Origin of the sequence: Cytobacillus citreus (genome assembly GCF_018343665.1) — a bacterium.
GTDB lineage: Bacteria > Bacillota > Bacilli > Bacillales > Cytobacillaceae > Cytobacillus > Cytobacillus citreus.
In genome coordinates, this window is the sequence record NZ_JAGYPM010000001.1 from 289,673 (window position 1) to 304,893 (window position 15,221).

Here is a 15,221-nt window from a genome sequence, read left to right on the forward strand (position 1 = left end):
TTTTTGAAAATGCTGAAAGGGAGGAATTTGATGGAAGAACAAGGAGTTTCTGTTGCTTCTCTTGTCATTGTTATTAGCATTGCTTTTCTAACACCAATTATATTGCATCGTTTTAAGCTGAATTTTATCCCTGTTGTTGTTGCTGAAATAATAATGGGTCTTGTGATAGGTAAGAGCGGATTCGATATTGTACATCCAGATATGTGGCTTGAAACCCTAAGTACATTAGGTTTTATTTTTCTAATGTTTCTTAGCGGCTTAGAAATTGACTTTTCTGCATTCACTGGCAATAAAAAGCGCGAGATGTTGCCAAGTGGAAAATTAGAACCGAATTCCTTTTTGGTTTCGTCAATTATTTTTGGAGGCATTTTTCTTATTTCATTAGGCTTATCTTATTTGTTTGTATTGGCTGGATTTATTGACAATGCCTTTTTAATGACGTTAATTATTTCTACAATATCATTAGGGGTTGTTGTCCCTACCTTAAAAGAAGCTCATCTAATGAAAACTGGCATTGGACAAATCATTTTGTTAATTGCGGTTATCGCGGATCTTGTTACGATGATTTTATTAGCTGTATTTGCTTCATTATATGATGGCGGTGAAGGAAACGTATGGCTGCTGCTTATCCTTTTTGCAGCAGGAGTGCTGCTCTATTTTGTCGGCAGAAGGTTTAAAAATCGCAAATTTGTTGAATCTATGCGGGCTGGTACTGTTCAAATCGGAACAAGAGCTGTATTTACACTTATCATCTTACTCGTGGCTCTATCTGAATCAGTAGGAGCAGAAAATATTTTAGGTGCTTTTCTAGCAGGTGTTCTTGTTTCGCTACTAGCACCGAATCAAGAAATGGTCCATAAGCTAGATTCGTTTGGCTACGGTTTTTTAATCCCAATATTCTTTGTCATGGTTGGGGTAGATTTAAACATTTGGTCCTTATTTAGTGATAAAAAATTATTGATGCTTATACCGCTTTTGCTTATCGGGTTACTTTTGTCCAAGATAATTCCTGTTTATTTCCTAAAGAGATGGTATGACATGAAAACCGTTATTGCTTCCGGGTTTTTATTAACCTCTACATTGTCGCTCGTAATTGCCTCTGCAACAATAGGAGAAAGATTAGGGGTTATTACAGCTGAAATGAGTGGAACATTAATTCTTGTTGCGGTTATTACTAGTGTTTTTACACCTGTGGTTTTTAAAAAGTTATTTCCAAGAGAGGCTAATGCCGAGAAGACAATAAAGGTAGCTTTTATCGGTGCGAATCAGTTGACGCTGCCTGTTTATCGGGAGCTCAACTCAAACCATTATGAAGCGACTCTATATCATAAAAAACAGGAGAAGGCTGATAAAAATATTGCCGATTCTTTATTCGAAATTATCGAATTAGATAATTATTCTTTCGAAAATCTTGAAGAAAAAGATTTAATTAAAACAGATATCGTGGTCATCTCTACTGGTGATGAAGAAATGAACGCAACGCTAGCAATTGCTTTTAAAGAAAAAGGTGTCGAGCGTGTCATTTGCCGGCTTGAAAGCCCTGATTTACAGGAAAGTATGAAAGAATTTGATATAGAAGTGTTCTCAGTATTATTGTCACAGAAAACATTGCTTAGAGCATTAATTGAATCTCCAAGCATCATGAATATATTAACCAATCAAGAACATGCTTTGTATGAAATTGAATTATTAAATGATCAATTTAAAGGGATGACTTTAAGGGAGTTCCCTTTTACTGGGGATGTTATTTTTGTAAGAATTTTTAGAGGTCATGACTCAATTGTTCCTCATGGGGATACAGAGCTGCAGATGAATGATAGGCTGATCGTTACTGGTACTAAAGAATATGCTGATGAATTGAAACGGGAACTTGAGTTTTGTGAAAACTGTTAAAAAAGAAGGTCAAATCAGCTAATTATCATGAGAGCTGGGTTTGACCTTTTTAAATATCCTTTTCTTTTTAAATTATTTATAGTAAAATTAGTACTAGGTACTAATAACATGTGATAATTTAGGAGGCTATTTGATATGACTCTTTCATTAAAAGGAAAAACTTATGTTGTAATGGGTGTTGCGAATAAAAGAAGTATTGCATGGGGAATTGCGAGATCGCTTCATCATGCAGGTGCACGATTAATTTTTACATATGCAGGCGAGCGTCTGGAGAGTAGTGTACGTGAATTAGCTGAATCTCTAGAAGATGCCAATTCACTTATTTTGCCATGCGATGTAACAAGTGACGAAGATATTAAAAAATGCTTTGCAGAGATTAAAGAGCAGGCTGGTACGATACAAGGTGTTGCACATTGTATTGCTTTTGCTAATAAGGAAGAATTGCAGGGCGATTATATGAATACAACGAGAGATGGCTTTTTACTAGCTCACAATATTAGTTCTTATTCATTAACTGCTGTAGCGAAGGAAGCAAAGGATTTAATGACAGAGGGTGGAAGCATTGTTACCTTAACATATCTTGGTGGTGAACGTGCGATCAAAAACTATAATGTTATGGGTGTTGCAAAAGCTTCACTTGATGCAAGTGTTAAATACTTAGCGAGCGACCTAGGAAAAGAGGGTATCCGTGTCAATTCCATCTCTGCAGGTCCAATTCGCACGCTTTCTGCAAAAGGAGTTAGTGATTTCAACTCTATCTTAAAGGAAATCGAAGAACACTCTCCACTTCGTAGAACAACAACTCCAGAAGAGGTTGGAGATACAGCTGTTTTCCTATTCAGTGATATGTCACGTGGTATTACAGGTGAAAATATTCACGTTGATTCAGGATATCATATTCTTTAATACTGAAGAAATTATTAAGCCGCTTCCGAATCGTGAGGCGGTTTTTTGTTTTTAATTTTCTATAGTTGCTGGAAACGAAATCCTATGTTTTGCATACATATAGTGTGAACCCATTTGTATGTGGAGGTTGAGGAAGATGCTAAAAAAGAAACAAAAAGCTCCCTTATTTTATATTCAGCAGCCTGTAACACAATTACCAGTAAGAAATATGCAGGAAATTTATTCAAGTAAAAGAGCTGAAAATCAATTGGAGATGTCCGCCGCTCATCCAATAGGAGTAAATACAAGTCTCCCTTCGTCAAAGGAAGAGATTTTAAGTAACGAAATAGAAGTAAGTGAATTGAAAAAAGCTGAAATGGAGATCAAGGATAGTGATATGGTTCATGAAGTAATTGAATCAATTGAATCAATTGAAGAAAAAAACAGCAAAAATATCAGCTCTTCTTCATTTGAATCGAAGCCTAAAATGAAGCTTACTCCTTCTTTTAAACGACTAAAAAGCTTCAAAGAAATGAATAATTTAGAGCGAATTGATTATTTAAATGAGTTTCCAAAGCAATTGCCGCCTGTCCCTTGTATTTTTGAAACAGAACAGAATTCTTGGAGAGGAACTTTCGTTGGAAAAAACGATGAAACAATAGAAATAAAACTGTTTGATGGGAAAAGCCAATCTATTGAAATTCAAGCCTTAAAAGAAATAAGAATGGTAGGGTTAAGAAGATAATACCCAAAAAATTCCAGGGAATTGGCGGCTATGTAGAGTGAACTTCTTTGTTGACAAAAAATTGCCAGCCGTATAGGGACGACTGGCTTCTTTTTTGTTTCAACATTACTCACATACATCTAAATCTACGTCGGCAATACATTGAACAGCGCAGAAGCACTTCAAATCAACTGTTACACAGTCATTTGTACTACGGAAATTGTCAACTTCACAGACTTTTTTCAAATCAATGCAGCAATCATCCGCTAAATTAACCGTTTTATCTGGCCCAGGCTTCCGATTTATTGGTTCTAGAACTCGCAGCACTGCACAGCAGTTGTCAAATACATCTTCTACACGGAAAAAGATTGAGACACATGCACAGTCATTTCCTTTGAAGAACGCATGGAATGGCGAACCATCTGCTGTCTTTAGAACAAAAACACGTGTATCTGGGTGAGAATTTTTTCTATTAGCAGAAGGTGAGATAGCTCCAAGTGGTTCTAGAAAACAGTTAGAAGGACATTCACATACTTCTTCTGCATTATCTTGAATATCTTTTATCGCACGAACTACTTCACATACACAGCTATTGCCTTTGAAGTCGTCTTTTTTTCCACAACCCATTTTATTTCCTCCTTGTTTGATTCTTGTGATACTACACTAATAACATATTGCTAAAGTGCCCTATGGGTAACGGACAAACGCCTTGTTTTATAAAAAAATAGGTGTTTTTTTAAGGAAGGTGGAATAAATTTGGATTTATCATTTATGGAACTTATGATTTTAGCCTTAGCAAGCTTTCGCCTGACAAGGTTAATGGTATATGACAAAATTACTGAATTTATTAGAAGGCCATTTTTTGATGAAAGAGAGGAGAAGAATGAAGTAGGTGACATGGAAGTATATATCATTCCAAAAGATAGGGGCATTCGCAGATTTTTCGGAGAATTGCTCAGCTGTTATTGGTGTACTGGTGTATGGACTTCTGTTATTTTGTATTTTTTATATTTTTTCTTTTATACAATTGCTGTCCCAATAATGATCGTTTTGGCCGTTGCAGGCCTTGCAGCGATAATCGAAACAATTGTCCAAAAATTGTTAAATGAATAAATTAGTCCGTATGAATATAATGTAAAAAAAAACTTTATTAGGCTGCTTCTTTACACAAGCTCATCGGTTTTTCATAAAGTATATGAGAGGATGGTTTTACAGAAATAATAAAAAGGAGGATAACTTTATGTTAAAGGAAAATTCACAGCCGCTGAAAACTCCAATACAACAATCACCAAAGAAGAAAAAAGGGTGTGGATGTGGAAAGAAAACAAAAAAGAATACTTAATTTATTGCCGGAGACCTCGGTTTTTTTACACGTTAAGAATAGATTGTTAGCTCAGAAGAGGATTCGACGAAGTTTCTAATTTTAGGAATTAATTACAACGGGCAGGACATGGAAGGCTTCGATAGCGATTAACATCGCACGAAGGAAAAGCGATAGCTTTTACGAGGATGTCCTAGTCGGGCGAATACCACATGACGTGGCATGTATGAGCGCGATAAGTGCAACTACGCCTTTGTCTTCGCCTTTCCAAGGCTCGCCAATCGGCGAGTTTTCTTTATGTCTAGCTCGACAAAAAAAAGCTTACGATTTAACATTTCAGGAATAATTGTCCTTTAATTGACCTGAATGCGATTGTTTTTTATTTACATTATTTGGCTTTATATGTACTTATCCGTTTATTCATAATTTCACAGGATTTCGAGGACAATATACTTACAGAAATACTTTTACGTGAGAGCACGAATATTTTTATTCGGAAACAATGATTTTATTTAGAGAAGGGACCGTTTATGAGGACAAAACATTTCATAATGACTCCAATTATATTATTAGGATTAACTGGTTGTGGGATGGGTGAAGATTCAAAGGATAGTGAGCTTGCTCTGATCAAAACAACGAATCCGAGTCCTGCATTGATTGAAAAAAACACGAAAGAAGACCTTGATTTAGTTGAGAGCATCAAACATGATATTGCGTCCATGAAGGAGTTATATGATGTAGCAATTGTAAAAGGAAAGAAAGACACTCTAGTCGCTTACAAAGTAAAACATTTTTATCGTTTTCAAATGAAAAAGATTGAGAAAAAAATGAATGAAATGCTAGAGAAAAAATACCCAGATGAGAACTTTACCGTTTCAAGTGATTATAAAATTTTTCTCGAGGCAGTTAAGTTAAATGAAAAAATGAAGGATCCTAATTTTTCTCAAGAAAAAGCAAATAAAGAGTTAAAAAAAATTATAAAGCTAAAGCAAGAGTTGACATAAGAAAGGAGAACCATAATGGGGAAGGATAAAAAGAATTTGACACCTGAGCAACAAAAATATCAAGTACTTCAACAGAAACATGAGATTAAAAGGCCAATTATTAAAAATTGTATTAGAGCCTTTTGGGTGGGTGGCCTCATTTGTACGGTTGGACAGGCTATTACTTATTTTTATATATACTTCTTTAATTTCACAGAGCAAACTGCAGGAAACCCTACTGTAGCGACGATGGTGTTTCTTTCTATGCTGTTAACAGGATTTGGAATATATGATCATTTAGCTCAATTTGGCGGAGCAGGTACAGCTGTACCTGTAACGGGCTTTGGAAATGCGGTTATTTCTGCAGCAATTGAGCATCGTACCGAAGGATTTGTCCTAGGTGTAGGTGGGAATATGTTTAAACTCGCAGGTTCCGTCATCCTATTTGGTGTGTTTTCAGCATTTGTAGTTGCTTTAATTAAAACAATCTTAATTCAATGGGGGGTTTTGTAATGCTGAAAGGAAAGCAATCCTGGGTATTTCAAAATCGGCCTGTTATCGCTGCAACTGGAGTTTCTGGAGGTCCTTTTGAGGCAAATGGTAGGCTTGCGGAGGATTTTGATATTCTTCACGATGATCTATGGATGGGACAGGATTCCTATGAAAAGGCACATCGAGTATTAATAGAAGAAGCTTGTCAATCTGCATTAAAAAAAGAAAATATATTGAAAGAGGATATTCATTTTTTTATAGCAGGGGATTTAATTAATCAAATTACCCCAACAAGCCTTAGTGCAAGAACAAATCAGATTCCATACTTTGGAATATTTGGGGCATGTTCTACTTCAATGGAGGGACTTGCTCTTTCATCTTTCATTATTAATAACAAAGGGGCAAAATATATTCTTACAGGTGCATCAAGCCACTATGCATCAGTTGAAAAGCAGTTTAGATATCCAACTGAGTACGGGGGCCAGAAGCCGCCGACCGCCCAATGGACGATTACCGGTGCAGGTGTAGCTATCATTAAAGAAAATTCAGGAAGCCAAAATTTACCTGTTACAACTTCAGCGACAATTGGTAAGGTCGTTGATATGGGGTTAACTGATCCGTTTAATATGGGAGGGGCAATGGCTCCAGCGGCGGCTGATACAATTACCGCTCATTTTAAAGATATGCAAGTAGATCCTTCCTACTATGATCTTATTGTCACAGGAGATTTAGGGAAGATTGGTCATAGTACAACATATGAATTATTAACAAACGCTGGACTTAGGATTGATAAGGGGAAATTTCAAGATTGTGGATTAATGATCTTTAAAGAGGATCAGCCCGTAAATGCGGGTGGGAGCGGAGCAGGGTGCTCTTCAACCGTATTATATGGGCATTTACTGAATCAAATGAAGCAAGGAGCTTACAAAAGAATTCTTGTCGTAGCGACTGGCGCTCTTTTGTCACCGCTTACCTTTCAGCAAAACGAAACGATTCCATGTATTGCTCATGCTGTTTCTATTGAGATGAATAACTAAATGAATGGGGGATATGTACATGCTGCCAATGTTTATATGGGCATTTATTGTTGGGGGTCTCATTTGTGTAATTGGCCAATTACTGTTTGATGTTGCGAAATTAACACCAGGACATACATTAAGCCTGCTAGTTGTAATTGGTTCAGTATTAGATGGCTTTGGACTTTATGAGCCATTAATTGATTTTGCTGGGGCAGGGGCTACAATTCCTATTACAAGTTTTGGTAACTCTCTTGTTCATGGGGCATTGCAAGAAGCGGAACAGCATGGGATTGTAGGTGTACTAACTGGAATGTTTGAAGTAACAAGCTCTGGAATATCAGCAGCGATCATTTTTGCTTTTATTGGTGCATTGCTTTTTAAACCAAAGGGATAAACATCTGTATTTGTTTTCCTATAATCGATTGATTTCTTTGAAATTTATCTAGAAATGACAGTTTTAGGTGCTTGTCCATAATCTTAAGCTGTTTTACATAGCTAATAGATAAAGTTTCTGCTTAGAATATCACAAAAGAAAATCTAATCATTCGCACAAAAAACTTGGCAAAGCGCTAAGTTTTTTAAGTCAAAGGGAGACCGCCCAGGATCAGGTGGCTTCCAGCACCGCTATCGCTGAGTGCCTGCAGTAGAACTCAAGAGGGAAATTTAAACATAGCCTTTTCCTAAGTGTTCATTGAAGTCAAATTTCGGTCCCTTTATACTTCGAAAAAGTAATATAAAATTATTTTTTGAGTATTTCTTATTATAAAATGGAAAAAGTGTCTAACTCATTCACCTTTTTTGCCCATGTTCATACTATATACAGTAGTTTAGGAAGGGGCGTGACTAAAAGGATGGATAATAATTTCTTCAAAAATATTGAAAAGAAAACAGGCGTTAATATGAAGGATGTTTTTGATTTAGCAAGCTCTTTACAGAATGCAAACTTTAAAGATGAAAAAACAGTAAGAAGTGTTATTCGGAGAGTATCTCAAATTGCCAATCGGGAAGTATCAAAAGAAACAGAGGATAAAATTGTCGAGTCAATTGTCACTGAAGGCAAACAGCTTGATTTTGGAACGCTATCACAAATGATAAATAAAAAATAATGAAATTCATTAAGAGGGACCTGGTGAGATTGATATCCAGGCCCTTGTTGTTTATCGCAGATTAACGGGCAGTAAGACCCTCCACTACAAGGTTGCGAGAGAATCAAAGAAACCTAAGTGGGGGATCAACTGCCCGTAAAGGCCCATAAAATGAACACAGACTAAAAGCGCCACATCGTGTGGCAACGTCTGCGTGACCCACTTCCTGTGGGCCGCAACTAACCATCAGTGGGGGATGAAAGCAGACTAAGAACGCCACGTCCTGTGGCAACGTCGGCACTAGCACGTCCTGTGCGTCGAAAAACCCCCACTGATGGAAGTTTCACTTTATTTAATCCTATGAATATTTGTAATGGGTGATAGAAATCTTGAAGGATAGGATTTTTTGCCGCGATTTTTTTCAGGGATTGAAATGTATAAATACTCCATCGCCCTTGTCATCGCGACATACATAAGCCGACGTTCCTCTTCAATTGGAGAATAATCTCCGTTACGATACGATTCTAAAGCATATTCATGGGGGAGTATTCCTTCATTAGCCCCAATAATATATACAACCTTATATTCAAGTCCTTTAGCTCGATGTATTGTACTTAAGGTAATCGCATTATGATTTTTTTTACTCATTTGCTTTATTTCATTATTCATTGCTCTCATATGTTCCACATGGTCTAAAAACTCTTGGATTGTTGTGAAATTTTTTGCTGCTACCTTAAGGTCCTTTAGATCATCAGAACCCCTTTCCATTTTATTGCCTTCATTTCCCCGCTTTTTAATAAAGTCCTGATAGCCAAGTTCTTTTTCAATCGTTGTAATGGCTAATAAAGGTGACAACTTTGATATGGATCGGATGACTGGTATGACCTTTCTCAATTTTTTCTCTTGGAAAGAAAAGCCTGTTTTAATGTATTTCAAACATTCAAGCAAAGAGCAATCCTTTAAAATACTTTCAGCAATTAAATCCTTAGAGGCTGTATGCTTTACAAATAAGGCAGGGAGAATATTTGTAATCGCATTTTGATCCTCTTCATTGATGGATAATTGTAAAAATGAAAGCATGCTCTTTACAATAAAGCGGTCATAAAAGGACACAGCATCCTGTTCAATTTTAAAAGGGAGGCTTGAATTAGCTAAGCGTTCGAATATTGCTCGACTTCCTGAATTTGTCCTGAAAAGAATAGCAAAATTTTGTGGTTCAAAGCCAAGTGCTATTTTATCTTGAATGTCAGTTACAATTGAGGTTGCTTCTTCTTCCTCATCATATGGAAAAAAGAGGATTGGCAGGTTTTTACCTAAAAACTGAGCACTCATTTTCTTGCTATGCCGTAGTTTATTTTGAACAATTACTTGATTTGCTGAAGCAACAATTTCATGGGCCGAACGGTAGTTTTGATTTAACTTCATAATATTAGCACCAGGGAAATCTTTTTCAAAATCTAGAAGGTATTTCGGGTCGCTGCCGCGAAATGCATAGATAGATTGATCATCATCACCTACAGCGCATATATTTTTCGTTTTATCCGATATCATTTTCATAAGTTCGTACTGCACTTTATTAATATCTTGAAACTCATCAATTAATAAATATTGAAAGCGATCTTGGTATTTTTTCAAAACTGATGGCTCGTTTTGAAATAGTACATAACAGCCTACAAGCATATCATCGAAATCAAAGTATCCTTCGTTTTCTTTAAGTTGTTCGTATTGTTCATATAAAAGGGCAGCACGCTCTTCCCAAGCTGATTCAGTTTTAACCTTTAATGGAGGGATAAGCGAATTTTTCCAATAGCTAATCTGTTGGAGTGCAAGATCAAAAGCAAATTCCTTTTCATCTAAATTTAATGATCTGCCAACTTGCTTGATTAGCTGCTCACGCTGCCAGCCTTTGCTTAATAGTTTGTGAGAAGCCCATTTTTCTGGATTGTGAAAGACTAAAATTCGATAAAAAATGCTATGGAAAGTACCAGATACAATTTGCTGAATACTTATTTCTCCCATTTGAGGATACATTTTTAGTCTTTTCTTCATTTCAGCAGCTGCTTTTGCTGTAAAAGTTACTAGCATAATCGATTTAGGGTCAATTTTTCTTTCACAGATCATAAATGCCGTTCTCGTTGTTAATACTCTTGTTTTCCCGCTGCCTGCACCAGCAAGTACAAGGAGGGGGCCATCGATACAGGAAACAGCACCAGATTGAGCAGGATCAAGCATGATACCAGATTCCCCTAGAGCCTGTATGTACTTATTAGAAAAGTTGGCATCCATTTGTTTAATCGGTGTGAAGGGAGGGATATTTTTAACAGCTTGAGCGTTTTTATAAGTTATTTCTGATTCCTTCACTGATGTAATGGTGCGTGATACAGGTATTCTAAATCCGTTGATTTCCGAGTATTCACTGTCTTCATGGGTAGGGGAAGTTTCGAACAGAGTTGAATCTTTGCACTCCTTGTCTGTATCAATAATATGATAAAAGTGAGGCTCTTTTTCAATTCCAATGTAGAACCTAACCTTTTCTCCACATGCAGGACAAACAAGTAGTCCCTTTTTTCCATTTTCATAAATGGATTGAAACGTTTCTCTTTCAATTCTATCAAGGTGAATCATTTTATTATGCAGTATCGTAGTTTTCATCATTTTTTCCTCTTCTTTGCCTTTCATTAGACAAACTCTATCATAACAAATCAACTGTACTTACAAAAGATTTTCTCTAAAAATGGTACAAAAACCTTATGCCATTCTCGTATATCTATCATATATAAGTTTTTTAAAAGGGGGTGAAGTGACCATGGGCATAATCGCACCAGTTACACTTTATGAATATAACCAGTATGCGGAGAGAGATATCTCCAAAAGGTATGATCCATATCGATTTGTACCAATCCGACCAATAAAATCAACTACAAATCCTCCTGAATATGAGCAAAAAAATCGACCGCATTTTTCCACAGTACCGAAAAAACTTCTAAGAGGTAATCAGCACAGCCATTTGGAAAATAGTGAAATAGAAAGAGTATTTGGAGAAATAACCGGGAAGGGCAGATATTTTAATACTTTTGCATAGCAAATCATGAAAAAAAACTTCTGTCTAAAGTGACAGAAGTTTGTTTACACGTTAAGAAAGTATAAATTGCCAGCGCAGAAGATGATCCGACGTAGTTGCCAATTTTAGGAATTAAGTACGACGGACAGGATGTCCTAGTCGGGCGAATGCCACAGGACGTGGCATGTATGAGCGCGATAAGTGCAACTACGCCTCAGTCTTCGCCTTTCCAAGGCTCGCCAATCGGCGAGTTTTCTTTATAACCTTTTTTGCATTGTTCTGTGAGGAATTCCAGCATCTAAAAACTCTTTAGAAGCAATTTCGTAACCTAATCCACTATAAAATGGAATTGCGTGTGTCTGAGCGTTTAGTTTTAATTTATTGAATCCTTTTCTTTTAGCACAGTTTTCAATTTCTTCCATAATAGCTTTTCCAGCACCGGATTTTCGGTGTTCCTTCAAGACACAAATTCTTTCTACTTTTCCAATGCCTTCAATCGAGCGGAATCTGCCAGCTCCAATCGGCGTGTCACCTTCATAGGCAATAAAGTGAACAGATGAATCTTCATACTGGTCAATTTCTTCTTCCTCTGGAACTTGTTGTTCGTCTATAAATACGATTTTACGGATAGAAAAAGCATCTTGCAGTTCATGTTCATTTGATACGATTTTTACAATCATTCCTCACTAATCCCTTCCAAGACGAAATGTTTCATAAACGGTCCATGAGCCATTTTCAAGCTGATAGAGTAGATGGAACCGATCTACTGTGCCTTCGTAGTTAAATTGATTTAAGCTTAAGGAGCCATAAACATCTGAGTGCTCATCATTTGAAAGTTTTTGTCCAACTGTAATATGAGGGACAAATGCATATTCTAATACTTCTTCTGAAATTTTCTCATTTATTACTTTATGAAGTTCGTTCAATTCTTCAGATGTTTCAATTTTTAAATAAATAACATTGTTAACAGGCTTGAATGAACTGATTTTTGTTGATTTTATTTGAAAGGGCTTGTAGTGGTTTGATATTTTGTCTAATGTTGCAGTTAAGTGTTTAATTTCTTCTTCAGATGCTTCGAATGCAGGTTTTAATGTTAGATGTGGAGGAATTAACGAATAATTTGGATCATACCGTTTTCGATACGAATTTGCAAAATCCTGTATTTTTTTCGATGGAAAAATAACGATACCTAATTTCATATTTTGACCTCCATATTCATTATTTGAGATAATAGTATTAGAAAGAACGGACTGCAAATATTTTTATTATTATAACAAATTTTCTAAATATAAAGTATAGTAAACTCATTTTATTGGGAAAAACAATAAAAAATGAGTATAAAGGCTGAAAACATAATATGATTATCGTCTAAATTTGATCGATTTGTTATTTCAAAAAACTTCTATTCGCCTGAGGGAATGGTTTCTATGCGTATTGAACTAAAAACCAAATTGACCCTCAGGCTAAATCAAACATTAAGAAAACATTTTTTTCAATGCGCGTTTAAGATCTGGCTGCCAATGAGTCCAAGTGTGATCACCATCGAATTCGTCGTAGAAATATGGAAATTTTTTATCAGCAAACAGCTTCGAGAGCTCGCGATTTGGCGATAAAAAATCCTTTTCAACTTTGAGCGTTGTTTTAACATTTGTTTCTTCTTTGCCAATAACATGATAAATAGTTAATAAATGCGGCTGACTAAATCCTTCAACTGCATTCATTACTTTTTCATCCACCATTGGTGATTGCAGCAAAACTTTTCCAAAAGTGTGTGGATACTGAATCGCAGTCATTAATGATACAGTAGCAGCTAGAGAATCTCCTAATAGTGCTCGTCCCATACCCATTTGATAAGTAGGATATTCTTGGTCTATATAGGGTACAAGTTCATGAGCAAGGAAGCGAATGAACGCTTGATGCTGCTCACCATCAGGATGGTACTTTCTTCTGCGATCCTCAATGTTTTTATAAGGAATTCCAACCACGATAATATTTTCAATTTCTTGTTTTTCCAATAATTCATCTGCAGTACGGCCCAGTCTCCCTAACTGAAAGTAATCCTTTCCGTCCATGGCAATAATGATGGAATATTTATATAAAGGTGTATATGTAGCTGGTAAGTAGACCAGAAGCTCAATATCCTCCCCTAATTCTTTGCTTGAAAATGTGAAATCTTTTATTGTTCCTCTAGTGTTTTCCATAGCTGTCTCCTCCATATAAAAATGTAAAGCTCTTCTTGATATTTTAACATATGAATAGTAGAAAAGCTTTTTTTCAAATTTAAAAAATGCTATTTAACTGATAGCGACCGTAATGATCGAAGTTGAATAGATCAAAAATTAGGATGTCTGTTATAATATGGTTATTTTTTTGAAAATCATGCTGAAAAGTGAAATCAATCTACTTTTTTTTCAGATATTAAAAAGGAACTAATAAAGTTAAATATCAATGAATTCACTTATATTTACTATCGATATTATGCGTTGAAAATTTTGGGAAATATAAGAGTAGTTATTGACAATTATGTTTAGTATTGTGATAGAATATATTCTGAAAACTTGGAATCTATAAAAAGGGGGAAATGTTGTGAAAAAGAAAAGTTTTTTACTGGCGACAGTATTACTGTTAGCGCTTTCTATGATTCTAGCTGCTTGTGGCGGTGGTTCAAAGGAAGTAGACGGAGAAAAAACTGAAGGCGGTAAGGGTGGGGATTCCACTGCTGAAAAACCAGAATATATTAGCATCTTAACAGGTGGAACTGGCGGAACATACTTCCCACTTGGCGGATCGTTTGCTGGTATCATTACTGATGAAACTGGTATAAAGGCTAATGCTGAGACTTCAGGTGCATCGGCAGAGAATATGACCACTTTAAAAGCTGGAGATGCTGAAATTGCATTTACTCAAACGGATATTGCTTCATATGCAAAAGACGGAAAACTAATGTTTGACGGTGAATCAATTGATAATGTAAGCGCAATTGGTACACTTTATCCTGAAACAATCCAAATTGTAACGACTGCTAAATCAGGTATTAAATCTGTAGAGGATTTAAAAGGCAAAAAGGTATCTGTTGGTGCACCAGGATCTGGTACAGCTGCAAATGCTGAGCAAATTCTTGAAGTACACGGAATCACTTTCGATGATATTAAGAAGCAGGACCTTTCATTTGATGAATCCACTGCAGGTATTCAAGATGGAACAATCGATGCTGCCTTCGTAACAGCTGGAACTCCTACTGGTGCTGTTGAAGGACTTTCTGCAACTGAAGATGTAATCATCGTTCCAATCGCTCAAGATAAAATCGATGCATTAGTTGAAAAATATCCATACTATGCTAAAGAAGAAATTCCAGCGGGAACATACAAGCTAGCTGATCCTGTCCTAACAGTAGCTGTTCAAGCAATGCTTGTAGCTAGCAATGATCTATCTGACGAGGTAGTTTATGATATTACAAAAGCTATTTTCGAAAATTTAGATAAAGTACAACATGCTAAAGGAAAATTAATTAAGGTCGAAAACGCTTTAACTGGAGTTGGAATTGATGTACACCCTGGTGCACAAAAATATTTCGATGAAAAAGGCGTAAAAGCAAAATAATTAGATGGAAGAAGGTTGGCCGGTAGTATTAACCTCTCATGAAGGTAAAACTGCCGGTCAAATTCTCTTTTTGTAGAGTGTATGGTACATATTATCAGCTAAGGTAAAGTATTCCTTCCCTTCGGTATCTAGGTTTCTATTAAAATAATGATTGCTTT

General features: G+C 36.1%; 16 protein-coding genes. 11 read left to right on the plus strand and 5 right to left on the minus strand.

All coding sequences use genetic code 11. From position 1 onward, the window contains the following. Window positions 1-30: 30 nt before the first annotated feature. The 3 genes from KHA94_RS01535 to KHA94_RS01545 all read left to right on the plus strand — a co-directional run bounded on the left by KHA94_RS01535 (window position 31) and on the right by KHA94_RS01545 (window position 3,523). Entirely contained in the window at window positions 31-1,893 is a 1,863-nt protein-coding gene (locus tag KHA94_RS01535) for a monovalent cation:proton antiporter family protein (RefSeq protein WP_213100399.1), read from the plus strand. Between the two features lie 135 nt (window positions 1,894-2,028). Then, window positions 2,029-2,799, plus strand: a complete 771-nt coding sequence (gene fabI, locus KHA94_RS01540) for an enoyl-ACP reductase FabI (RefSeq protein ID WP_213100400.1) — start codon at window positions 2,029-2,031, stop codon at window positions 2,797-2,799. 136 nt (window positions 2,800-2,935) lie between these two features. Beyond that, entirely contained in the window at window positions 2,936-3,523 is a 588-nt protein-coding gene (locus KHA94_RS01545; protein WP_213100401.1) for a CotO family spore coat protein, read from the plus strand. A gap of 105 nt (window positions 3,524-3,628) precedes the next feature. On the opposite strand, the gene KHA94_RS01550 is transcribed toward KHA94_RS01545, so the two are convergent. Next, entirely contained in the window at window positions 3,629-4,129 is a 501-nt protein-coding gene (locus KHA94_RS01550; protein ID WP_213100402.1) for a CotY/CotZ family spore coat protein, read from the minus strand. A 129-nt stretch (window positions 4,130-4,258) separates the two neighbouring features. Between KHA94_RS01550 and KHA94_RS01555 the strand changes: the two genes are divergently transcribed. The 6 genes from KHA94_RS01555 to spoVIF all read left to right on the plus strand — a co-directional run bounded on the left by KHA94_RS01555 (window position 4,259) and on the right by spoVIF (window position 8,423). Beyond that, window positions 4,259-4,615 carry a DUF1360 domain-containing protein gene (locus KHA94_RS01555; protein WP_213100403.1) on the plus strand — a complete coding sequence of 119 codons (357 nt, stop codon included), beginning with the start codon at window positions 4,259-4,261 and terminating at the stop codon, window positions 4,613-4,615. 738 nt (window positions 4,616-5,353) lie between these two features. Next, window positions 5,354-5,827 (plus strand): sporulation protein, encoded by a 474-nt coding sequence (locus tag KHA94_RS01560; RefSeq protein ID WP_213100404.1) that lies wholly within the window; start codon window positions 5,354-5,356, stop codon window positions 5,825-5,827. A gap of 15 nt (window positions 5,828-5,842) precedes the next feature. Further along, window positions 5,843-6,319 (plus strand): stage V sporulation protein AC, encoded by a 477-nt coding sequence (spoVAC, locus tag KHA94_RS01565; protein ID WP_213100405.1) that lies wholly within the window; start codon window positions 5,843-5,845, stop codon window positions 6,317-6,319. Next, the gene (gene spoVAD / locus KHA94_RS01570) at window positions 6,319-7,335 is read left to right on the plus strand and encodes a stage V sporulation protein AD (RefSeq protein WP_213100406.1); all 1,017 of its coding nucleotides are present in this window, start codon (window positions 6,319-6,321) and stop codon (window positions 7,333-7,335) included. Before spoVAC ends, spoVAD begins: the two co-directional genes overlap by 1 nt. A gap of 19 nt (window positions 7,336-7,354) precedes the next feature. Then, complete coding sequence (gene spoVAE, locus KHA94_RS01575) at window positions 7,355-7,711, plus strand: stage V sporulation protein AE (protein ID WP_213100407.1); 357 nt, start codon at window positions 7,355-7,357, stop codon at window positions 7,709-7,711. A 457-nt stretch (window positions 7,712-8,168) separates the two neighbouring features. Next, window positions 8,169-8,423, plus strand: a complete 255-nt coding sequence (gene spoVIF, locus KHA94_RS01580; protein ID WP_213101249.1) for a sporulation-specific transcription regulator SpoVIF — start codon at window positions 8,169-8,171, stop codon at window positions 8,421-8,423. A gap of 327 nt (window positions 8,424-8,750) precedes the next feature. On the opposite strand, the gene KHA94_RS01585 is transcribed toward spoVIF, so the two are convergent. Then, entirely contained in the window at window positions 8,751-11,054 is a 2,304-nt protein-coding gene (locus KHA94_RS01585; RefSeq protein WP_213101250.1) for a UvrD-helicase domain-containing protein, read from the minus strand. A gap of 154 nt (window positions 11,055-11,208) precedes the next feature. Between KHA94_RS01585 and KHA94_RS01590 the strand changes: the two genes are divergently transcribed. Continuing rightward, a complete protein-coding gene (locus KHA94_RS01590) occupies window positions 11,209-11,484 on the plus strand; it encodes a hypothetical protein (protein WP_213100408.1) in 276 nt (91 codons plus the stop codon). A gap of 236 nt (window positions 11,485-11,720) precedes the next feature. Here KHA94_RS01590 and KHA94_RS01595 read toward each other — a convergent pair whose 3' ends face one another. The 3 genes from KHA94_RS01595 to KHA94_RS01605 all read right to left on the minus strand — a co-directional run bounded on the left by KHA94_RS01595 (window position 11,721) and on the right by KHA94_RS01605 (window position 13,664). Next, complete coding sequence (locus tag KHA94_RS01595; protein WP_213100409.1) at window positions 11,721-12,143, minus strand: GNAT family N-acetyltransferase; 423 nt, start codon at window positions 12,141-12,143, stop codon at window positions 11,721-11,723. Between the two features lie 6 nt (window positions 12,144-12,149). Next, window positions 12,150-12,662, minus strand: a complete 513-nt coding sequence (locus KHA94_RS01600; protein WP_213100410.1) for a YjcG family protein — start codon at window positions 12,660-12,662, stop codon at window positions 12,150-12,152. A 276-nt stretch (window positions 12,663-12,938) separates the two neighbouring features. Beyond that, the gene (locus KHA94_RS01605) at window positions 12,939-13,664 is read right to left on the minus strand and encodes an alpha/beta hydrolase (protein WP_213100411.1); all 726 of its coding nucleotides are present in this window, start codon (window positions 13,662-13,664) and stop codon (window positions 12,939-12,941) included. 385 nt (window positions 13,665-14,049) lie between these two features. On the opposite strand from KHA94_RS01605, the gene KHA94_RS01610 reads away from it, so the two are divergent. Then, window positions 14,050-15,063, plus strand: coding sequence for a TAXI family TRAP transporter solute-binding subunit (locus KHA94_RS01610; protein ID WP_213100412.1), 1,014 nt, complete (start codon window positions 14,050-14,052; stop codon window positions 15,061-15,063). Window positions 15,064-15,221 lie beyond the last annotated feature (158 nt).